Source organism: Hymenobacter convexus (assembly GCF_030580955.1).
In the GTDB taxonomy this organism is placed as follows: Bacteria; Bacteroidota; Bacteroidia; order Cytophagales; family Hymenobacteraceae; genus Hymenobacter.
Genome location: NZ_JAUQON010000004.1, coordinates 361,158 through 380,697, shown reverse-complemented (window position 1 = coordinate 380,697; position 19,540 = coordinate 361,158). Strand labels below are relative to the sequence as shown.

Genomic DNA, 19,540 nt, shown 5'->3' with positions numbered 1-19,540 from the left:
TGCCCCGGGCTACTTGCGCCGCCGCAGCGCCACCACCAGGCCCACGCACAGCACCGCAAGGCCGGCAATCAGCGCGTCGCGCACAAAATGGCCTTGCTTGGCTTCGGTCACTTCATCTTCGAGGTCGCGCTGGTGGGCGAGCTGCTGCTTTTCGCGCTGGCGCAGGTTGCTGGCCTCGTTTTCGAGCTCCAAGAGGCGCTGGGCGGTGAGGTTGCGGTCGTCGCGGCTGGTGCTTTCCAGTTGGGTGGTGGTGGCGGCCAAGCGCACGGAGGTGGTGGTGGCTTTCTGGGCCGTTTCGTTGAGCACGTTCACGATTTGCTGGTCTTTGTCCACGATGCCTTGCAGGGCATCCACCACTTCCTGCAGGTCTTTTTTCGAGGGCTTGTTGCCAAACAGGCTGTGCCGCTGGGCGCTGGCGTCGCGGTAGCGGTCGGTAAGGGCTTTGCGCTCGGCCAGCAGGCGGGGCAGGGGCGAGTCGGGGGTGACGGCGGGCGCCTGGGCGGGCGCCTGGGCCGCCGCCGGCCGGGCGAGCCCGGCCGTAGCCGTCACAAGCAGCTGAAACAAGGCGGTTCGGAAGTTGCGTTGCACTTTTGCAGACCAGGGAAAGAGAAGAATTCGCATGAAGAAAAGAGAGGTAATGAAGAAAACGGCCGCTTTGTTGTGCGGCGCGCTGGCCGTGTGGAGCTGCGAAACCACCCGCCTCAAAACGCCGCCCACCTACGGCGGCGCCGTTTCCGAAGGGCTGCACGAGAAGGGCGCGAGCGGCGTGTTGCCTTTCCTGATTCAGGAAACCAGCGACGACGAGTCGTACGGCTTTACGGAAACCAACCCCGTGCGGGTAGGTGGCGGCCGCGAAGCCGGCGTGCGCAACGAGCAGCGCTACCTCAACGCCCTGCTGGGCCCCAACGGCCAAGCCCTTGAGTACCAGCTGGAGGGCAGCTGCTGCGCCTTCAAGGTGCCGGCCGGCGGCATCGACAACGAAGGCCAGCTCGATGTATACTCCGTGACGTGGCGGGGCCGCAAAGAGCCCCTGAAGCTCTACCTCAACATGTACGAGGAAGCCGACCTGAAAGCGCCCAAAGGCCTGGCAGCCGCCAAATAGCGCCAACCCCCGCGGCGGCGGGCTGCGTATGCCTTTCCACAGGGCCAGGGAGGGCATCCCCTGCCTCTGCGGAAAGGATGAGAAAGCTATTGCCATTTCTTTCGGTGCTGATGACCGGCTGCGGCACCTGTGAGCAAGTCCACCTCACGCCCGAGGAGCGGGCCTGGTTTCCGGCGCACCCGGCGGGAACCACCATCACTTTCCGCAGCAACCGCGGCAACACCAACACCATGACCCTGATTGAGCAGCGGGAGTGGTTCAACAATACCGACTGCAATAAGCTGGAGGCGGGTTCCTTCCAGCCCATCCACGTGCAGTATGGCCTGCAGTCGGCCACGCAATACGACCCAAAGCTGCCCCATTTCAGCATCAGCGCCGACAAAATCAGGCCCGACGTGCCCGCCCGGCTTCAGTTCAGCATCTCCGGCTTGGAGTACCCTTTGCCAGCCGGCCAGAAAATAGGCCCCACCGACGTGCTCGTGCCGGAACCCTGCACCCTGAGTACTGGCAAAACGTACCCGGCCGCCTACGTTTTTCGCGACGGCCAGAACGCCAAAAATTACGGCACCGGCCGCCTGCGCGCCTTTCACTGGGACAAGCAGGCCGGCCTGATTCGCTACGAGCTGGCCGACGGCGAAGTGTTTGAGCGGTTGGGGGAGTAAGGCATTTCGAGGCCGAAGCCCCAGGATGCCAGGCAGCGCACAGCCTTTTGTTCCCTCAGAAGCGGTTGGCGTCAGCAAATTCGGTTCAGCGCGCGGCGGCCCGGGCTAGTTCCTGGTACTTGCGGATGGTACCAGCCTGGTCCTGACGCAGTTCCAGCATCAGGGCCGTGTCATCCACGTTGGCGCAGTGCTGATGGCCCCACAGAATAAGCTCCCCCATGAGCGGGGCCAGGTCCAGCCCTTTTTCGGTGAGGCGGTAGGTGAACTTCGACTTCTTGTCGGCCGCCACGGTCTTGGTTACGATGCCCTGACACTCCAGCAAGGCCAGCCGGTCGGCCAGAACATTGGTGGCCATTTTTTCTTCGGACTGCGCAAACTCCCCGTAGGAAGACTTGCCAATAAACAGGATATCCCTCAAAATCAGAAGGGTCCATTTGTCGCCCAGGATGTCGAGCGAGGAGCTCAGGGCGCAGGCTGAGCGCTGTTTCGGCGGTTTCATCAGAGGAAAATAAATTTTACTTGCGATTTGCAAGTTTAATAATATACCTTTGCACTTGCAAATCGCAAGCAAATATACGCAGTGTTGGCGCTTGCGTTCCGGGCTGGCCTTCAGCCCGGGTAATTCAACCAAGGGGGATTATCCATGCCCCAACCATCCTTTTTTCAACCATGAAACTACAAGGCAAAGTAGCCGTCATCACGGGCGGCAACAGCGGCATTGGCTTCGGCATTGCGCAGGAATTCAAAAAAGAAGGCGCCAAGGGAGCCATCATCGGCCGCAACCGCGAAACGCTGGACGCCGCGGCCCGGGAACTGGGCGACGACTTCATCGCTCTCCAGGGCGACGTGACCCAACTCGCCGACTTAGAGCGCATGTTCCAGGCCGTGGCCGACCGTTTCGGCAAGCTCGACACGTTGGTCGTGAGCGCGGGCGGGGCCATTGGTGTGGGCACGGCGGCTTCGGTGGCCAGCGCGACGGAAGATGATTTCCAGCGGGCCGTGGACCTGAACCTGAAAAGCGTATTCTTCACGGTGCAGAAGGCCTTGACGCACATGAACGACGGCGCGTCCATCGTGCTGGTGGCATCCAATTCGGCCCATCAGGGGTCGGCGGGGCTGGCGGCTTATTCGGCGGCCAAGGCCGGTGTCATTTCCTTCGCCCGCTCATTCTCGCTGGATTTGCTGGAGCGCAACATCCGCGTCAATGTGCTCAGCCCCGGCTCTACCGACACGCCGGTGTTCGGCAAATTTGGGTTGCCGGCCGAGGTGGCTGCCCAGGTTAAGGCCGGCTTCGTGGAGTCGATTCCGCTCAAACGCATCGGCCAGCCCCGCGAGATGGGCCGGGTGGCGGTGTTTTTGGCATCGGAAGACTCCTCCTTCATGCTGGGCAGTGAGGTGCTGGCCGACGGCGGTTCCACCATGCGCTACGCGTAAGGTCAGTTCTGGGCATTGCCCCCGGCGACTCAGTTGCGCTTGATACGAAAAAGACCGTTTGCTCTCAGCAAACGGTCTTTTTCGTATCAAGCGCCGCGGCTAGTTAGGGGCGAGGAGTCCGGACCATTCCACTCGCCACTATATCTTCTATTTCCTGAAGCTTATTCCAGCGGATTCATGGTTAGTCAATTAATTCAATTGAATTAGTGGTGGCGGGCAAGATGCTTCGCTGCACTCTGCATAACGTTTTAAATTCTTCCAACAAAAAATCCATCCCTCAGCGGTACTTTTAACCTTGTTCTACCGCTGAAACCCATGCCTGCCCGCTACTTTCCACGTCTTGCGGCCCTCGCTACCGACGCCACCGCCACCCCCGCCGACCAGCTCCCACGCCTGCGCAAGCTGCTCGAAACCGTGTTGCGCGACGAGTACAAGCGCCGGGGCGTGGCCTTCGGCAACCTCAGCCAGGCCATCGGCTTCGTGGCCTACGAGCATTCGCTCACCGGCCGCCTGCGCCACCAGCTGCAAGCCCTGCGCCTGAGTGCCAACCTGGTGCTGCACGAAAGCTACCCCGGCACCGTAGCCGAAGTAGCGTCCGGCTTCAGCGCCGTGGTGGAGCTGATTGAGCAGCTCACCGGCGTGCTCTACGACGGCCCGGCCCTGCAGCTGCCACCCGATGCCGGCCTCGAAGAAAACGAGCAGGAAGCCTTTGAAGCCGCGTTGGCTGCGGCCCCGCTGCCGCCCGCCACGCCGCAGGTGGCCTGGCGCGTGCACGTGCTGGCCACCAACCTGGCCACCGGCGAGCTGACTGTGGAAATGGACCAGCCCGCCGATGGCCGCCCCGCCGGCCCGTTCGAATTAATCCTGCCCGAGGCCTATGCCAGCCTGCTGCCCACGGCCGCGGTGCTGCACCCCACGCTGCACCTCATCGGCCCGGTGCTGCTGCCCGATGGCCGCGTGCAGCCGCGCCGCGTGGTGCTCGAGCCCGATTACCTCATCAACGTCACCACCATCGCCGAGTGCGCCCAGAAGGACGGCACCATTCCGGAGTGGGCCCTCATCAGCGCGTTTTTGCCCGATGAAACCTCGCGCCCGCTGGTATTCGGCAACCTGGTGAACATGCTGCTGGACGAGGAAGTGAGCCATGCCGCCCGCTACGAGGAGCGGAAAAGCAAAAGTGAAGCAGAAACCATGCAGGAGCGCATGGCCGCACTGGCCAATCTGCTGGACAAAGGTCGCCCCGGCCAGGGCTTCGCCAAAAACACATTCGCCGCCAGCGCATCGTTCGACTCGACCTCTCTTTTAGAAAAAGAGTCGGGGGGAGAGGTGCCTCTACAGAGCGTTGACAGCCGCGCCGAGTTTGACTTGGAGCATTTTCTCCACAAGCGCCTCTTCCGCCTCCAGCCGCTGGCGCTGAGCACCCTGCCAGAGTTCCAGACCCGCAACGGCGTGCCCGAGCTGTTCAACGACCTGCGCCGCCACCACGCCACCCTGCGCGACACCCAGCTGCGCGGCTTCGTGGCCGACAGCCGCACCGGCTATCAGCAGCAGCGCCTGCGCGTGGCCGACTGCTTCCTCGAACCCACCTTCCTCTCCGCCACCTACGGCCTGCAGGGCCGCCTCGACCTGCTGCACGAAAGCCCCACCGGCTACGACCTCATTGAGCTGAAAAGCTCAAAATCGGTGCCCGGCGGGCCACCCTGGACCAACCACACCGCCCAGGCCCAGCTCTACCGCCTGCTGCTCGAATCGGTATTCGGGGCCGACGGCGAAACCGCCGGCCGGGGCCGCACCAGCATCCTGTACTCGAACGCGACCGACGGGAAGTCGGCCGTGCGCCGCGTCGACCAGGACCAGAACCTTATTGACCGGCTACTCAATGCCCGCAACCAGCTGGTGGGCGTGGAGCTGCAGCTGGCCCGCGCCACCGGCCCGCGCCAGACGCGCCAGCTACTGGCGCCCGTCATCCAGCCCAACTTAGCCGGCTTGCCCAGCTTCGGGCGCGACAAAGCCCAGCACGTGGCCAACGCCTGGGCCGCCGCCGACGTGGTGGAGCGCGCCTACTGCCTGGAGCTGATTCGCTTCTCGGCCCGCGAAATGCGCCTGACCCTGCTCGGCGACGAGGCGCGCCCCGGCGATGCCGGCGGCCAGGCGGGCCTCTGGCTGCTGCCCCAGGCCCGCAAGCATCAGAATTTTAGCTTGCTCGACGAGTTGGAATTGATTGACGACCAGAGCAATGCCGACGACGACGCCCGCGATGGCTTGGGGCCGCACCTGGTATTTCAGCGTACCGCCGGGGGCCGTGAAGTCAATTTCCGGGCCGGCGACACGCTGATTTTGTACCCGCGCCGGAAAGCCAGCGCGCCGGTAGATGCGGTTGCGACGCCAGACGCAAAAGACGAAAATCAAGGTGCCCAAGTCCCGAAAACCCTGAGTCCCCTCGATAGCCAGGTGGTCAAAGTCGTTCTGGCCGAAGACCTGGGCACCGATGGCCGGGTGGTGCTCTCCATCCGCAACCGGCGGCTGGCGCCGCGCTACCTGCACGGCCACTCGCACTGGGCCCTGGAACCCGATACCTACGACACCTTCCGCCGCGAGTGGGCCAGCATCTCGGCCTTTCTGAGCCTGGCGCCGGAGCGCCGCCAGCGCCTGCTGGCCCGCACCGCCCCGCGCCAGCCCGAGCCCGAGTTCTGGACGCCCGCCTCGGCGCCCGCCACCACGGCGCCGGAGGTGGTGGCCCGCGCCCTGGCCGCGCCCGATTGGTTTGTGCTCTGCGGCCCGCCCGGCACTGGCAAGACCCGCGCCGTGCTGCGCGAGCTGGCCGAACGCCTCTACAAACAGGACAAGCACACGCTGCTAGCCGCTTACACCAACCGCGCCGTGGACGAAATCTGCGAGCAGCTGGTGGCGGCCGGGCTGCCGTTTATCCGGGTGGGCTCGCGGCTGGGCACGGCGGTGCACTACCGCCCGTATCTGCTCGACAACATGCTGCGCGACTGCCCCAGCCGCCAGGCCGTGCGCGACCGGCTCAAAAACTGCCCCTTCTACGTGGGCACCGTGGCCAGCCTGCTGGGCAAGCCCGAGCTGTTCACCCTCAAGCAGTTCGACCTGGCCGTGGTGGACGAGGCCAGCCAGGTGCTGGAAGCGCCCATGCTGAGCCTACTTTCCAAAGTCAACAAGTTCATCCTCATCGGCGACCACCGCCAGCTGCCGGCCGTGGTGACGCAGGAGCCCGAAGCCAGCGCCGTGGCCGAAGAAGTGGCCGAGCTGCTCCAGCGGGAGTTGGGCCTCAGCAACATGCGCAACTCCTACTTCGAGCGCCTGTTCAAAAAGGCCGAGGCGCACTGGCCCCACGCCCACGGCACCCTCGCCGACCACTACCGCATGCACACCGAGCTGGTGGCCCTGGTGAACGACGACTTCTACAACGGCCTGCTGCGCTGCCCGCTGCCCTGGCAGCACGAGCCGCTGAACCGCGCCGCCTGGCCTGCTGCGGCCGATGCCCTGACCCGCCAAATGAGCGAGCGGCGCCTCGTTTTCGTGCCCACGCACCGCCAGCCCGAAGATTTATCAATGAAAGAATCGGCGCAGGAGGCCGACCTGGCGGCCCGCGCCGCGGCCTACGTTTTGCAAGGCTACGGCCCCGCTTTCAACCCCGAAACCACGCTGGGCATCATTGCCAGCTACCGCAACCAGGCGGCGCTCATCCGCGCGCGGCTGGCGACGCTGGCCGATGAGCTGGCCCTGCCCGCCCTCGCGCAAGTCAGCGTCGACACCGTGGAGCGCTACCAGGGCTCACAGCGCGACGTCATCATCGTAAGTTTCTGCTGCCACCACGAGCACCAGCTGGAGCTGATGGTGTCGCCCAACGAGGACGGCACCGTTGACCGCAAGCTCAACGTGGCCCTTACGCGGGCCCGCCAGCAGCTGGTGTTGCTCGGCAACGAGGAGATTTTGCGCCGCGCGCCGCACCACGCCGCCATGCTGGCCCGCGTGGCCGGGAGCGAACAGGAGGCTGTTTGAAGACAATTGTCGGAAGAAAAAGAGCGGACAAAAAAACGTCATGCTGAGCGCAGCCGAAGCATCTCTACTGCAAGTAATTTGATTTACTGCTGTGGTAGAGATGCTTCGGCTGCGCTCAGCATGACGTGCTGTTTCTGTGCGGCTATTGCGGCTGATTATTGAATATCCACCAGCTCCACATCAAACCGGAGTACTGAGTTGGGCGGAATGGCGGAACTCGGCGATTGGGCCCCATAGGCCAGCCCCGACGGAATCAGCAACACGCTTTTCTCGCCCTTGCGCATCAGCGCAATGCCTTCTTCCCAGCCTTTGATGACTTTGCCGGCACCCAATACGAAGCTGAACGGCGTGTACTGGTTCTTGGTGGCATCAAATACTTTGCCATCGAGCGTCGTACCGGTGTAGAGCACCGAAACCGTCCGGCCCGCTACCGCGCGGGTTGCGGTGGGAGCGGTGGTTACGGGCACGTAGTACAGGCCCGAAGCCTGCCGCTGGGCAGTGGTGATATTGTTGTCGGTGATGTATTTCTTGATAAGGCCCTCGTCGATGGGGGCGTAATCAGTGGTTTCGTCTTTCTGACACGCCGTGGTGACCAGAGCGGCCGAGCCCAGCAGCACCGGGAATAAAAGCCGGAGGATGCCGGTCGAAAATGGGAATTTCATGCGTTTTTTGAGTAAAATAGCGGAGTAAAAGTAGCCGTTACCTATCGTACTTACATGAAGCGGGCAGGATAGGTGCCCCCGGGACTGGCTTTGTGCAACGGCTGAATAAGGCCGGCATAAAAAAAGCCGGGGCTCACCGGAATGGTTGGGCCCCGGCTTTTTTAATGGTGCCGATGGGGGAGCGGTCAGGGCTTAGCGCACATCCACCACTTCTACTTCAAAGCGCAGCACAGAATTCGGGTCGATGCGGGTGCCGGAACCCTGTGGCCCGTAAGCCAGGGCCGACGGAATCAGCAGTTCGGCCCGGTCGCCCTTGTGCATCAGGCCGATACCTTCTTCGAAGCCAGCGATTACCTTCTTGCCGCCGAAGGCAAAGGAGAAAGGTGTGGTGGGCGTAGAGGCATCAAAAACGGTGCCCGCGGCGTCGAGCAGGTGGCCGGTGTATTGCACCACCACCGTGGAGCCGTTGGTGGGCCGCACGGCATTGGTATTGGTGCTGATGGGCAGGAAGTACAGGCCCGAAGCTTGTTTTTGGGCCGTGGTGATGTTGTGCGCCAACAGGTAATCGGTGATAATGTTGTCGTCGATGACCGCAAAGTCGAGCACTTCCACTTCGAAGCGCACCACCGAATTGGCCGGAATTGCCCCATTGAGCGTGTTGGAGCCATACGCCAGGCCGGACGGTATCAGCAGTTCGGCCTTGTCGCCGATGTGCATCAGGGAAATGCCTTCCTCAAAGCCGGGGATGAGGTTGCCGGCACCTACCACGAAGGTGATGGGCTTGTTGCTGTGCAGCGAGGTGGCGTCGAACACCGTACCGGCGGCGTCGAGCAGATGGCCGGTGTAGAGCACCGACACCGTGCTGCCCAGGGTAACCTTCTTGGCACTCGCGTTGGTCCGAACCGGCAGGAAGTAGAGGCCAGAGGGCTGCTTTTGGGCGGTGAGGAGGTTCTTACTGGTCAGATAGTTTTTTATCTGGCCATCATCCTGGGCGCTAAAGTCCTCAAATTCGGGCCCGTCCTTCTTACAGGAAGTGGCCACCATGCCGGCCGAGCCGAGCAGCAACAGGAAAAAGAACCGGAGCAGACCGGGCGTAAAACGAATTTTCATAGCAGTTTTTTGGTAAAAATAAGCCACAACCCGCAATGCTCCTTCCCAAAAGAGCAGGCTGCCGTGGACTGAGCCTAACCAGCAACGCGACGCCATTCGTTCCGGGCGCTCGCAGGGCCCCGCCTCAGTTGTTCAACCAGCAGAACCAGCCCAATGCCAGCGGTATAGGCCAGCAGGTCGGCCCATTCGAAGTGGTTGCCCAGCAGCACGTTGGCCACCCGAACGTGCTGCCAGCCCAGCCAGCTCAGGAAATGAAAATACTGCAACAACTCTATCAGGTAGGCAATGAGCAGTACCACGGCCGCCACGCGCCGGGGCGCCACCATACAGCAGCTGCGAACCAAACAGTAGAGGAAGATGGGTGCCAGAAAATCACCCACATAGGGCCGGATAATTTTATCGTGCAGGTAAAGCGCGATGAGGATTTCGAGCACCAGCAAGCCGATGCCCAACAAGAAGTATTGTTTCTCAAATCGAAGCTGCATCATCGGCCCTGCTTAGTGGGAATAGCCCATGGGGCAGCGTATGAGCGAAGGCTGCGCCGCCGTCACGGAATTGCGCACCGGCGCGGCGTCCAGGGCGTGGATGCGGGCCTGGTATTCGGCGGGAAGCATGGCGTTTTTGGCCCACTGGCTGGCCGGCCACCGCTTGGTGCGGCGGTAGAAAGCCACAGCCGGCAGTATGAGCGCGCCGGGGGGCAGGGCGAGCAGCCGGCGCACGCCGGGCGGCACCACCAGGCCCTGCACGGCCCGCAGCAGCTGGTAGCGCGGGCCGCCCAAATGCTTGCGGTACTGCACGTATAAATCAGCCGAATAAACACTTACGGCCAGGTTTTCGGCCAGGTGCTGCTGCCGGGCTGCCTGCCAGTCGGCGTAGGTGGTGGGCAGGCCCGGGATGCCCATGCGCTGGCCCACCCGCGTGAATACCGCCATGATTTCGGCGCACTCGGTCTCCGTGAGCGGGCGCTCCAGCACCTCGAACGCCCGAATAGAATACCCGATGAGCATGAACAGCACGTCGCGGTAGGCCCAGTCGGGAATGGCCCGGCCGCGCTTGGCTTCCACCGCGCCGTGGATGGCGGCAATGGTATCGATGGCTTTTTCGGCCCCGGCGCGGTCGGCAAATACGATGCGGCGGGCGTAGTCCACGGTTGAGAACAGCCGGTCGAGCGGGTCGGCGGGCAGGCGGCCGGTGAAGTAGAGCCAGTCCACAGCCTTGTTGAGGGCAAACTCGGCCGCTGCCCCGGCAAAGATGAACAGCACAGTATCGGCCGAACCCCAAATGCGGCGGACGATGGAATCGGGAGCGACGAAGTAGCTCATGGTTGAAAAAGAACTTTGAAATACAAAGTTAGCACATTATTGGAAGAGTTGATACTCTCTACCCGAGTCAACTGACTACTAGTAGTTATTTTGCTCCATGAAATTCACCCAGCTAACAGAGTCTATTTTCACTATAGAAGACTTTCTCACCCGGCAGGAATGCCTGGAAAACCTCGTGCTCAGCGAAAAAATCGGGTACGAGCTGGCCAAAGTCAACACGGCCAGCGGGGCCAAGGTGCGGACGGATATTCGCAACAATAATCGGGCGTTTTACAAGAGCGAAGAGCTGGCCCAGACACTCTGGGAAAAGTTGCAGCCCTTCGTGCCCCAGCAGCTCGGCCACAGCCACCCCATCGGCCTCAACGAGCTGTTTCGATTCTATCGCTACCAGCGCGGGCACCAGTTCAAGGGTCATTTCGACGAAAGCTACATCCGCAACGAGCGCGAGGCCAGCTACTTCACCTTCATGGTATATCTGAATGACAACTTCCAGGGCGGCGACACCACGTTTCGCGGGCTGCGCATCCGGCCCCGCCAGGGCATGGCGCTCATTTTCCTGCACAGCCTCTTCCACGAAGGCAGCGAGGTGACGCAGGGCGTAAAATACGTGCTGCGCTCGGACGTGATGTATCGGACGGAGGAAGTATAGGGGAAAATCAAATAATGGCAGTAACGTGTCAGTTACAGATTATGGACCATTCCCATTGACAAGCCGACTAATTACAAATTCCTTGCTATCGGTGGCAGACCAGTCAGCAAACGGATACAATGATTGATTGGCAATTACGAAAAACGAGTTATTCTTGTATTTGCCAATCAACTCATTTAATTCAGCAGGGCCCTGAAAATGATTCGCATCCAGCGTCACCAAAAGGTATTTCTGCTTGGCAAGATTAATAATTTGGTTGTCGCCAATGATGGTCCAGCCTAATTCCTGATTTGCTTTTAAATTCTTCGTGACAAAAGCAATAAGAAGCAGCTTTTCCTCAGCAGCTGTCTTTGATGAACTGGACTTTGATAGGCAATTATTTGCTACGCTGATGCTGGTATACGTTGTGCCGCAACAGTCACAGCTATTAACTGCCTGAAGAGAACTGCTGCAACTGACACACCAAAATGCGAGAAGTAAACTCAGGACAGTAGCGATTCTGTTCATTGCTGTGCCGACATGGAGCATTAAGCTAACGATTCCGCTGCTGGTTCTATTATCGCCTTCGGCTTGTGCTTGTAGAAAAACAGAATTAGCAGCGGCAGCAGCGTCAACTCGGCCACCACGCCGAAGAGCAGGGTGAGGCCGATGAGCAGGCCCACGTAAAAGGTGCCGTCGAAAGACGAGAACAGCAGGGTGGAGAAGCCGCCCACTAGGATGAGCGAGGTGACGATAACCGCTTTGCCGGCCAGCAGGTAGGTGTGCTTCACGGCTTTGAAGAGGTTGGGCTCGTGGGCCAGCGTGAGGCGCAACTTGCTGATGAAGTGAATGGTGTCGTCGACAGCGATGCCGAAGGCGATGGTGAAGATGATGCTGGTGCTCACCTTCATGCTCACGCCGGCCAGGCCCATCACGCCGGCCACGATGAGGATAGGCACGAGGTTGGGAATGAGCACCACCACCGTCATGCGCAACGACCGAAACAAGGCCAGCACAATGAGCGTGACCATCACAATGTCGATGCTCATGCCGGTTATCATATTCAGCGTGAGGTTCTCGTTGTTCTTGTCAATCAGGTTGCTGGAGCCGGTGAGGCGGGTGCGCAGCACGGTTGAGTCGATGCTCACGCGCAGGTAGCGGCGCAGGCCGTCGTTCAGCGCGTCGGCGCGGATGCTGCCCACGTCGGCCATGCGGCCGGTGAGGCGGCCGGCCGTGCCATCGGGCGTGGCCAGGGCGCGGAATTCGGGCTTCTTGCGGAAGAGTTTGAGCTTGCCGCGCAGGCGGGCCAGCTCCGTCGAATCGGCCGGGAGGCGGTACTCGGCCAGGCCGCCCCCGTTGAGGGCCTTCCGCACCGATTTCACCAGCGTGACGGGCGAGGCGGCGAAGCGCAGGCCGTAGGTGCGCTGCAGGTAGCCTTCTAATTGCTCGGTCTGCCGCAGCACGGCTAGGTCGAAAATATCGTGCCCCTTAGCCGGTTTTAGCTCCAGTTCAAAGGGCCGTACGCCGGCAAACTTCTGCTCGAAAAAGACGAAATCCAGCCGCACGGGGTCGTTTTTGGAGAGGTCGTCGAGCAGGGCGGAGTTGATGCGGACCCGCGTGGCCAGCCCGATGGAGGCCGCCAGCAGCAGCGCACTCGCCGCAAAAATCCAGCGCCGCCGCACCAGCACCGTGCGGAACAGGCGGCCCAGCACGCCGTCCCAGCTGTGCCCCTGCTGGCGTGGCACCCGCAGCTGGGGCTTCCGCAGCAGCAACAGCAGCGCCGGCAGCAGCGTGAAACTCAGCACGAAGGCCAGCAGCACAGCGATGCCCGTAAACAAGCCGAAGTTGTAAATGGGCCGGATGGTGCTGGTCATTAGCGTGAAAAAGCCCAGGCTGGTGGTGAGGGCCGACAGCCCCGAGCCAAACCCCGATTCCTTGAGCGTGACCCACAGCGCGTCGCGTTTGCTGGCCCCGTAGCCCAGCTCGCTCACGTAGCGCGTAATGATGTGCACCGTGTCGGAGGTGCCCACCACGAACATCATCACCGGCAGCAGGGCCGTCATCAAATCGATGCTGATGCCGCTGGCGCCCATCACGCCCAGTCCCCACACAATGGCTCCCAGCACCACCACCAGCGGCAGCACAACGCCCCACCACGTCCGGAACGTGAACCACAGCAAGCCTGTCACGAGCAGCACCGACAAACTCATGAATACGGCCAGTTCCCATTGCAGCCGGTCCACGAACACCGATTGGGCCACGGCGCGGCCGGCAAAGTGGTAGTCTTTCGCCGGAAAGTTGAGTCGGGCCAGGCCGCCGCGCAAGGTGGCCAGCAGCGAGTCGCCGGGCGGTTTTTTGAGGTCGGGCGTGGTTTGGATGACCAGCGTCACGGCCCGCGCATCGGGGCTGAACACGTTGCCGACGAGGCCGGGCGTGCGGTATATCAGTGTCGAATCCTGCCTGCGGCGGGCGGGCTCAGCGGGGTGCAGGTAGGGCAGGTTGAAAAAGCCCAGGCCCTCGACCACGGGGTTGCTGATGGTGGTGGGGGAGGTGACGGCCACCACGTGCCGCTCGCGCCGGGCCAGGCGGGTGAGCGAATCGACCCGGGTCAGGAAGCCGGCGTCGAACACCGTGCGGCCGGCGGGGGCTTCCACGCCCAGCAGCAGGTAGTCGTTGTCGTTGCCGAAGCGTCGGGTGTAGCCCTGGTAGTAATCCAGGTCGGGGTCACCGGCCGGGTAGAAGTCGTTGAAATTGTAGTTGAAGCGCAGCTGAGCCACGAAATAGCCGCTCACGGCCGTGAGCAGGCCCAGCACGAGCAGGATGAGGTGAGCGTATCGGCGAAGGGACATCGGCAGGCCGCCCGGCGCAGCGCCGGCCGAAGCCCGCGCCGGCAGGCGGCAGTTGGTGAGCGAAATAGGGAATTGAAGCTGCTTATACGCGGGCCGAAAAACTTACGCTTTTGGGCCGTATCTTAGAGCCTGAAAACCCCCGGTTTTCCGCTTTTGTTTCTCCTTATTCCCCATCTTTCCGCATGAAAAAGTCCCTGCTCGCCCTCGCCCTGTTCGCCGTTGCCGGCACCACCGCTTTCGCCCACGACGGCCACGACAAAGACGGTAAAAAAGGCAAGAAAGAAACCTGCACCAAAAGCATGGCCGGCGGCTCGTCGTGCTGCATGAAAGGCGGCAAAACAGCCGCCGTGAAACCCGCCGCAAAGCCCGCTGTGGCCGTTAAACTGTAGTTGCGCACGGCTCTTGCCGCCGCTTTGCCACGGCAAGCGTAACAAAAAGCCCCGCCAGGATTTCCTGGCGGGGCTTTTTTGTTGATTGATGTATTTCGGTTTTGTGCGAACGATTATAGAGACGCGACACTTCGCGTCTCCCGTCGGCGCTGCCACAACGATTTCGTTCAACGGGGAGACGCGAAGTGTCGCGTCTCTACAACCTATACGTCCGCAAAATCCGTGGTCTGTGGATTAATGGACGGCGTTGGTTTTTTTGCAGCAGTCGGGCAAACGGTTGTAGGCGCGGGCGTCGGCGGTGAGGTCGTCGGCGTCGTAGCCGGTTTTTTGCACGGCCGTGCGCAGGGCAGCGGGCGTGGTTTTGTCGGTTTTGTAGGTTACAGTCAGAACTTTGGAGGGTACGTCGAGCACGGCACTTTGCACGCCTTTTTCATAGGCCAGGCTTTTCTCGATGCGCGCTTTGCACATGTCGCACACGGCCGAGGTTTTGAACTGAGCTGTAGCGGTGCCTTTGGATGAGGCCTGGGCAACTACCAGCGCCGTTGGCGCCTGGGCTTGGGCCGATACACTGAACAGCGACAAAAGCGAAAGCGAGAGCGGGAGGAGGAATTTCATAATGGAATATTGAAAGCGGTTGACGGCGGCCTAACAAAATTGCTGCCGGAAAAATTTGATTGTGCGGTGCCAGCTACGGCTTGCCGCACCACTACTCAATTCGAAAGCGCAGGCCCGCGTAAGTGAGGCGGCCATACACGGGCCCCCACACCATGGCCGCGTCGAACGTCGGCCCAAAAGGATTGGCGGCGCCCTCGATGGGGTTGGGCTGGCGGTAATTGGTGAGGTTTTCTACGCCCGCATACAGGTCGAAGCGCTTGAAGCCGCGGGTGAGCTGGGCGTTCAGCAACGCGTAGCGGGGCGTGGTTTCGGGGCGGTATTCCTGGGCCGTGCCGTGCGCGTGCGTGCTGCTGATGTGCGCCACCGGCCGCTGCCCGAACCACTGCACCGTGAAATCGCCGCGCCATTTATCGAAGGCACTGGCGTAGCCCAAGTTCAGGAAAGCGCGGTGGGCGGGCGTGAGGGGCTTGGGCAACAGCACGTTGTCGTAGGTGGTGCGCACGTCGAGGTATTTGTAGGCGCCCTTCACCTGCAGGCCTTTCAGCGGCTCCAGCTGCAGTTCGGCCTGCAGGCTGCGGGCGAAGGACCGGCCGCCCGGCTGCAGGTTGTCGATGGCAATGAGGCCGGGCGAGGTGTACATATCGGCCACCACCTGGTTCTGGAATTCGGTGTGGTAGTAGTCGAGGATGAACGTGGCCGGGTGGCCCAGCGCCGTGAAATACTGCGTGGCGCTGCCGCCCAGGTTCCAGGCCTTTTCGGGCCGCAGGTTGGTGCCGATGACGAACTCACGGGCACTGGCCAGCATGGCGGCGTTGTCGGCAATGGGGTTGGCCACGCGGAAGCCGCGGCCGGCGGCGGCGCGCAGCACGGTGTTCTTCAGCACGTCGTACTTCAGGTTGAGGCGGGGCGTCACCTGCCAGCCGTAGAGGTTGTGGCGGTCGGCGCGCAGGCCGGCCACCACGGTCAGGTTGCGGCTGTTTTGGTAGGTGTACTCGGCAAAGGCGCCGGGCACCAACTCGCGGCGGGTGCGGTGCTCGCGGGCTTCCACGTCGGTGGGCGTTTCGGTGAGGTAGCTGCGGCCGGCGGTCAGGCGCTCGTCGTAATTATCGTACAGAAAGCTCAGCCCGGTGCGGTACACATGCGAAGTATTGCCCAGCGCGCTCTGAAATAGCAGCGTGGCCTGCCCGGTGCGCTGGGTGCCGTCGTAGCTGCGCGACGAAGGGTTGGACACGAAGTAAAACGGCAGGCTGGGGTCGTGGTCGGTGTGCAGGGTCTGGTAGCCGTAGGAGTAGCGCGAGGTGAAGTCGTGGTTGGTACCGGTGAGCAGCAAGCCCAGGCTTTGGAATGGCCGCGACGGCCAGGTGTACGACGTTTTGGCGTAGCCCGTGTAACGGGTGGTGGCCTGCGTGGTGCCGTAATTCCGGGTAAATGCCTCGGCGCCGGTATCGCGGAAATCGAGCTGACCGCCCTGACGGGTTTCGCGCAGCGCGCCCAGCCCAACCTCGCTTACCAGGCCCTTGCCCGAGATGTACTTCCACTTATTAAACGCATTGAACTGCGTGGCCAGCGGTAAGTCCAGAAAGCCGTCCTTGTTGCGGTCCACGCGGTTGCCGAGGTGGTCGGTGTGCAGCAGCAGGACCGTGCTCCACTTGGCATTCAGGCGGGCCGAGGTATTCAGGTTGACGTCGAATTTGCCGAGGTCATTGCCGTAAATGTTGAACAGCAGCTGGTCGGTTTTCTCCGGCTCCTTCAGCTTCACGTTCACCTGCCCCGAGATGGCCTCGTAGCCATTCACCACCGAGCCCGTGCCCTTGATGATTTCAATGTTCTCAATCCACGGGCCGGCCAGGTAGCCCAGGCGGTAGGGCGCGGCCAGCCCGCGCAGGGCCGGCTGGTTGTCCACAGTCAGCAGCGAGTAGCTGCCATCGAGCCCCAGCAGCTGAATCTGCTTGGCCCCCGACACGGCGTCTGAGGTTGTCACTTCCACCGAGGCATTGGTTTCGAAGCTTTCGGCCAGGTTGCAGCAGGCCGATTTCGTGAGGTCGCGGCTCGAAATCATCTGCACGTTGGCCGGCGTGAGGGAGGAATAAGCCGGCGCGCGGTCGGTCACCGTCACCTCGCCCAGCTCCTGGCCGGGGCGCAAGGCCGCCCGCAGGTAGGGCGCGCCGGTGGTGGGCACGGCCAGCGTATCGGCCCGATAGCCCAAGGCCTGCACCACCAGCCGCGAGGCCGCCCGCGCCGGCCGGGGCAACGTGAAGCGCCCGGCCTCATCTGAGGTAGTCGTGATGACGGGCGCGTTGGCGGCGTCGGCATCGAAGAGCCAGCGCAGCACGGCGCCGGGAAGGGGAGTGCCCTTGCCGGCCTCCGTGACTTCGCCCCGCACCGGGGCAATGGCCTGGGCGCGGGCTTCGGGTGCCGGCAAACAAACTGTTACCAGTGCAACAAGCGCAAACGGCGGGAGCATCCCGCGAAAAGGTTTCATAATGTCTGTAAGTTAAGGCGTTCTGATATAATTGCCGCGCTAAGCCGCAATACTGCCCGCTGCGCAACCACGCAGCCAAAGGCATTTTCAGAAAACCTCTAGACGAGCAGCGTACAGACAAACGCCAACAAGCCGCGCCCTCCCCTTGGCGGGGGCGACGAATCGGCCGCAAACCAGCGGGGCATGTTAGCCGGAGCTAGGGGCACCAAAGCCGGTTGCGGCCAGGCCAGCCCGAGCGGCGCCAAGGCCAGCGCGGGGGCCGGCACCAGCACTTTCACCGCCAACTCGTGCGACGGCGTCGAGAGCTTGTGCAGCTGCTTGCTGAAGTCGCAGCAATTATCCTTCTTGGCCACGGGCTTCGCAGGCATCATGTCGGCGGTACACCCGCGCAAATCGGCCCGCCCGGCTACCGATAGCGCTACCGTGCTGCGGCCGCTCATGCGGCAAGTCAGGCGCTGCACCGTGAAGCCCACCGAGGTTGTGAGCACCAGCACGGCCAGCAGCAAGCTGACGAGACGACGGATAAAAGAATGGCGGGGCATGACGACTGCAAAGATAAGTTGCCGACAGTGGGCAAACCGTGCGGAAATCGGGCGTCGGCAGTGCAGAATCCGGAACAATCCTACCGGTTCAATCTGGTTGGCCGGCTTTCTATTTCTGGCCTGACACAATGGCAAGGTCACCGTTGCTTTAATCCTCGAACCTCACCAGAATTTGACGTAACGTGCTAGAAATGGCCTTAAAATAGGTGATAAGGCCGTTTTAGTATTGTGGTAGGAAATGGTAAATCGTGGTTGAATTTCGAAAGCAGTCCCGTACATTTGCCAATGTCGCCCTCTTGCTTCCCCGGCGGCCAGTGCCCATGAACCTGTTGTCCGGCGAATACGAATGCAAGCTCGACCCCAAGGGGAGGCTTGTGTTGCCGGCCAAAGTGAAAGGCAACCTGCCCGAGCAGTCGGGCAATCAACTTATTCTCGTGCGGGGCTTTGAGCCCTGCCTGGTGCTCTACCCCCGGGCCGCCTGGCAGGTCATCCACGAAAAGGTGATGGCGCTCGACGAATTCAACGAAGAGTACCGGCAGTTTCAGCGCAACTTTTTTCGGGGCATGACCGAAGTAGAGCTGGACTCTATCAACCGGTTCATGCTGCCCCGCAGCATGTTGCGTTATGCCGGGGTTGAGAAGGAAGCCATTATTGTGGGCCTGGGCAACCGGTGCGAAATCTGGGACCCGGCCCGCTACGATGAGTACCTGATTAAAGACCAGCAAAGCTTTAGTAAGTTGGCCCAGAAGTTTTTGTCGGTTGATACACCCGCCCCGAGCGGCCCTGCAGCATGAGCGACTACGCCAACGATACCGCCTACCACCGCCCGGTGATGCTGGCCCAGTGCCTGGCCGGGCTCGACCTGCGGCCCGACGGCCGTTACGTCGACGTGACTTTCGGTGGGGGAGGGCACTCGGCCCGCATCCTGGAAAAGCTTACCACCGGCCACCTCTACAGCTTCGACCAGGACGCCGACGCAGAAGTGGAAGCAGAAAAGTTAATTTGTCCTCAGTTTACATTTGTTAAGGCTAATTTCCGTGAATTAACTGCTGAATTGCAGGCGCTTGACGCATTGCCCGTTGATGGCCTGCTGGCCGACCTGGGCGTGAGTTCGCACCAGTTCGATACGCCCGAGCGTGGCTTTTCGACCCGCTTCGATGGACCGCTCGACATGCGCATGGACCCCGACGGCCCCCTCACCGCTGCCGATGTCTTGAACGATTATAAGGAGGCCGACCTGCACCGCATCTTCGGCATGTACGGCGAAGTGACCAACGCCCGCACTCTGGCGCAGGCCGTGGTGGTGGGCCGGCGCGGCCGGCGCCTCGAAACCATTGGCGAGCTAAAGCAGGCCATCCAGCCCTGTACGCCGCGCGGCAAGGAGAACAAGTATCTGGCCCAGGTTTTTCAGGCCCTGCGCATCGAGGTGAACCAGGAAATGCAGGCCCTGCAGGAAATGCTGCTGCAAACGGCCGAGGTGCTGCGCCCGGGCGGCCGGCTGGTGGTGATGAGCTACCACTCCTTGGAAGACCGGCTGGTGAAGAATTTCATTGGCAAGGGCAAGTTTTTTGGGACCGTCGAAAAAGACTTCTTTGGCAATGAAAGCAAGCCCTTTGAGGCCCTCAACCGCAAGCCCGAGGAGGCCGACGCCGCCGAAATCGCGCTGAACAGCCGCGCTAGAAGTGCTAAATTGCGGGTTGCAATCAAAAATTAAGAGGTA

General features: G+C 61.8%; 19 protein-coding genes. 8 read left to right on the top strand and 11 right to left on the bottom strand.

The annotated features are described in order from the left end of the window. Positions 1-9: 9 nt before the first annotated feature. Positions 10-621: a hypothetical protein gene (locus Q4S41_RS10855; RefSeq protein WP_305031132.1), complete on the bottom strand. Its 612-nt coding sequence runs from the start codon at positions 619-621 to the stop codon at positions 10-12. Between Q4S41_RS10855 and Q4S41_RS10850 the strand changes: the two genes are divergently transcribed. Both Q4S41_RS10850 and Q4S41_RS10845 read left to right on the top strand, forming a co-directional pair. Continuing rightward, a complete protein-coding gene (locus tag Q4S41_RS10850) occupies positions 620-1,102 on the top strand; it encodes a hypothetical protein (protein ID WP_305031131.1) in 483 nt (160 codons plus the stop codon). The genes Q4S41_RS10855 and Q4S41_RS10850 overlap by 2 nt on opposite strands. A gap of 77 nt (positions 1,103-1,179) precedes the next feature. Then, a complete protein-coding gene (locus tag Q4S41_RS10845; RefSeq protein WP_305031130.1) occupies positions 1,180-1,764 on the top strand; it encodes a hypothetical protein in 585 nt (194 codons plus the stop codon). 85 nt (positions 1,765-1,849) lie between these two features. Here the strand turns inward: Q4S41_RS10845 and Q4S41_RS10840 are convergent, their stop codons facing one another. Further along, a complete protein-coding gene (locus Q4S41_RS10840; protein ID WP_305031129.1) occupies positions 1,850-2,263 on the bottom strand; it encodes a winged helix-turn-helix transcriptional regulator in 414 nt (137 codons plus the stop codon). 170 nt (positions 2,264-2,433) lie between these two features. On the opposite strand from Q4S41_RS10840, the gene Q4S41_RS10835 reads away from it, so the two are divergent. Both Q4S41_RS10835 and Q4S41_RS10830 read left to right on the top strand, forming a co-directional pair. Continuing rightward, positions 2,434-3,198 carry an SDR family oxidoreductase gene (locus tag Q4S41_RS10835; RefSeq protein ID WP_305031128.1) on the top strand — a complete coding sequence of 255 codons (765 nt, stop codon included), beginning with the start codon at positions 2,434-2,436 and terminating at the stop codon, positions 3,196-3,198. Positions 3,199-3,513: 315 nt separating this feature from the next. Then, complete coding sequence (locus tag Q4S41_RS10830; protein WP_305031127.1) at positions 3,514-7,221, top strand: DEAD/DEAH box helicase; 3,708 nt, start codon at positions 3,514-3,516, stop codon at positions 7,219-7,221. A gap of 155 nt (positions 7,222-7,376) precedes the next feature. Here the strand turns inward: Q4S41_RS10830 and Q4S41_RS10825 are convergent, their stop codons facing one another. The 4 genes from Q4S41_RS10825 to Q4S41_RS10810 form a co-directional block, all read right to left on the bottom strand. Continuing rightward, positions 7,377-7,883, bottom strand: a complete 507-nt coding sequence (locus Q4S41_RS10825) for an FKBP-type peptidyl-prolyl cis-trans isomerase (RefSeq protein WP_305031126.1) — start codon at positions 7,881-7,883, stop codon at positions 7,377-7,379. Positions 7,884-8,075: 192 nt separating this feature from the next. Then, on the bottom strand, positions 8,076-8,993 hold the full coding sequence (locus Q4S41_RS10820) for an FKBP-type peptidyl-prolyl cis-trans isomerase (RefSeq protein ID WP_305031125.1): 918 nt from the start codon (positions 8,991-8,993) through the stop codon (positions 8,076-8,078). 74 nt (positions 8,994-9,067) lie between these two features. Then, positions 9,068-9,481: a ribosomal maturation YjgA family protein gene (locus Q4S41_RS10815; RefSeq protein WP_305031124.1), complete on the bottom strand. Its 414-nt coding sequence runs from the start codon at positions 9,479-9,481 to the stop codon at positions 9,068-9,070. A gap of 9 nt (positions 9,482-9,490) precedes the next feature. Next, positions 9,491-10,315, bottom strand: coding sequence for an oxygenase MpaB family protein (locus tag Q4S41_RS10810; protein WP_305031123.1), 825 nt, complete (start codon positions 10,313-10,315; stop codon positions 9,491-9,493). Positions 10,316-10,412: 97 nt separating this feature from the next. On the opposite strand from Q4S41_RS10810, the gene Q4S41_RS10805 reads away from it, so the two are divergent. Next, entirely contained in the window at positions 10,413-10,964 is a 552-nt protein-coding gene (locus Q4S41_RS10805; RefSeq protein WP_305031122.1) for a prolyl hydroxylase family protein, read from the top strand. A 39-nt stretch (positions 10,965-11,003) separates the two neighbouring features. Here Q4S41_RS10805 and Q4S41_RS10800 read toward each other — a convergent pair whose 3' ends face one another. Then, entirely contained in the window at positions 11,004-11,471 is a 468-nt protein-coding gene (locus tag Q4S41_RS10800; protein WP_305031121.1) for a hypothetical protein, read from the bottom strand. 20 nt (positions 11,472-11,491) lie between these two features. After that, on the bottom strand, positions 11,492-13,792 hold the full coding sequence (locus Q4S41_RS10795) for an efflux RND transporter permease subunit (protein ID WP_305031120.1): 2,301 nt from the start codon (positions 13,790-13,792) through the stop codon (positions 11,492-11,494). Between the two features lie 182 nt (positions 13,793-13,974). Here Q4S41_RS10795 and Q4S41_RS10790 point away from each other — a divergent pair, with 182 nt between their 5' ends. After that, the gene (locus Q4S41_RS10790; RefSeq protein ID WP_305031119.1) at positions 13,975-14,181 is read left to right on the top strand and encodes a hypothetical protein; all 207 of its coding nucleotides are present in this window, start codon (positions 13,975-13,977) and stop codon (positions 14,179-14,181) included. A 234-nt stretch (positions 14,182-14,415) separates the two neighbouring features. Here Q4S41_RS10790 and Q4S41_RS10785 read toward each other — a convergent pair whose 3' ends face one another. The 3 genes from Q4S41_RS10785 to Q4S41_RS10775 form a co-directional block, all read right to left on the bottom strand. After that, on the bottom strand, positions 14,416-14,796 hold the full coding sequence (locus Q4S41_RS10785; protein WP_305031118.1) for a heavy-metal-associated domain-containing protein: 381 nt from the start codon (positions 14,794-14,796) through the stop codon (positions 14,416-14,418). Between the two features lie 91 nt (positions 14,797-14,887). Further along, positions 14,888-17,278 (bottom strand): TonB-dependent receptor, encoded by a 2,391-nt coding sequence (locus Q4S41_RS10780; RefSeq protein WP_305031117.1) that lies wholly within the window; start codon positions 17,276-17,278, stop codon positions 14,888-14,890. Positions 17,279-17,376: 98 nt separating this feature from the next. Further along, positions 17,377-17,820 carry a hypothetical protein gene (locus tag Q4S41_RS10775; RefSeq protein ID WP_305031116.1) on the bottom strand — a complete coding sequence of 148 codons (444 nt, stop codon included), beginning with the start codon at positions 17,818-17,820 and terminating at the stop codon, positions 17,377-17,379. Positions 17,821-18,140: 320 nt separating this feature from the next. On the opposite strand from Q4S41_RS10775, the gene mraZ reads away from it, so the two are divergent. Both mraZ and rsmH read left to right on the top strand, forming a co-directional pair. Continuing rightward, positions 18,141-18,614: a division/cell wall cluster transcriptional repressor MraZ gene (gene mraZ / locus Q4S41_RS10770; protein ID WP_305031115.1), complete on the top strand. Its 474-nt coding sequence runs from the start codon at positions 18,141-18,143 to the stop codon at positions 18,612-18,614. After that, positions 18,611-19,534: a 16S rRNA (cytosine(1402)-N(4))-methyltransferase RsmH gene (gene rsmH, locus Q4S41_RS10765; protein ID WP_305031114.1), complete on the top strand. Its 924-nt coding sequence runs from the start codon at positions 18,611-18,613 to the stop codon at positions 19,532-19,534. Before mraZ ends, rsmH begins: the two co-directional genes overlap by 4 nt. Positions 19,535-19,540: the final 6 nt, after the last annotated feature.

Excerpts from the sequence above, each read along its gene's own strand:
- Q4S41_RS10850 (WP_305031131.1), top strand. The coding sequence starts at position 620 with ATGAAGAAAAGAGAGGTAATGAAGAAAACGGCCGCTTTGTTGTGCGGC.
- Q4S41_RS10855 (WP_305031132.1), bottom strand. The coding sequence starts at position 621 with ATGCGAATTCTTCTCTTTCCCTGGTCTGCAAAAGTGCAACGCAACTTC.
- Q4S41_RS10845 (WP_305031130.1), top strand. The coding sequence starts at position 1,180 with ATGAGAAAGCTATTGCCATTTCTTTCGGTGCTGATGACCGGCTGCGGC.
- Q4S41_RS10840 (WP_305031129.1), bottom strand. The coding sequence starts at position 2,263 with ATGAAACCGCCGAAACAGCGCTCAGCCTGCGCCCTGAGCTCCTCGCTC.
- Q4S41_RS10835 (WP_305031128.1), top strand. The coding sequence starts at position 2,434 with ATGAAACTACAAGGCAAAGTAGCCGTCATCACGGGCGGCAACAGCGGC.
- Q4S41_RS10830 (WP_305031127.1), top strand. The coding sequence starts at position 3,514 with ATGCCTGCCCGCTACTTTCCACGTCTTGCGGCCCTCGCTACCGACGCC.
- Q4S41_RS10825 (WP_305031126.1), bottom strand. The coding sequence starts at position 7,883 with ATGAAATTCCCATTTTCGACCGGCATCCTCCGGCTTTTATTCCCGGTG.
- Q4S41_RS10820 (WP_305031125.1), bottom strand. The coding sequence starts at position 8,993 with ATGAAAATTCGTTTTACGCCCGGTCTGCTCCGGTTCTTTTTCCTGTTG.
- Q4S41_RS10815 (WP_305031124.1), bottom strand. The coding sequence starts at position 9,481 with ATGATGCAGCTTCGATTTGAGAAACAATACTTCTTGTTGGGCATCGGC.
- Q4S41_RS10810 (WP_305031123.1), bottom strand. The coding sequence starts at position 10,315 with ATGAGCTACTTCGTCGCTCCCGATTCCATCGTCCGCCGCATTTGGGGT.
- Q4S41_RS10805 (WP_305031122.1), top strand. The coding sequence starts at position 10,413 with ATGAAATTCACCCAGCTAACAGAGTCTATTTTCACTATAGAAGACTTT.
- Q4S41_RS10800 (WP_305031121.1), bottom strand. The coding sequence starts at position 11,471 with ATGAACAGAATCGCTACTGTCCTGAGTTTACTTCTCGCATTTTGGTGT.
- Q4S41_RS10795 (WP_305031120.1), bottom strand. The coding sequence starts at position 13,792 with ATGTCCCTTCGCCGATACGCTCACCTCATCCTGCTCGTGCTGGGCCTG.
- Q4S41_RS10790 (WP_305031119.1), top strand. The coding sequence starts at position 13,975 with ATGAAAAAGTCCCTGCTCGCCCTCGCCCTGTTCGCCGTTGCCGGCACC.
- Q4S41_RS10785 (WP_305031118.1), bottom strand. The coding sequence starts at position 14,796 with ATGAAATTCCTCCTCCCGCTCTCGCTTTCGCTTTTGTCGCTGTTCAGT.
- Q4S41_RS10780 (WP_305031117.1), bottom strand. The coding sequence starts at position 17,278 with ATGAAACCTTTTCGCGGGATGCTCCCGCCGTTTGCGCTTGTTGCACTG.
- Q4S41_RS10775 (WP_305031116.1), bottom strand. The coding sequence starts at position 17,820 with ATGCCCCGCCATTCTTTTATCCGTCGTCTCGTCAGCTTGCTGCTGGCC.
- mraZ (WP_305031115.1), top strand. The coding sequence starts at position 18,141 with ATGAACCTGTTGTCCGGCGAATACGAATGCAAGCTCGACCCCAAGGGG.
- rsmH (WP_305031114.1), top strand. The coding sequence starts at position 18,611 with ATGAGCGACTACGCCAACGATACCGCCTACCACCGCCCGGTGATGCTG.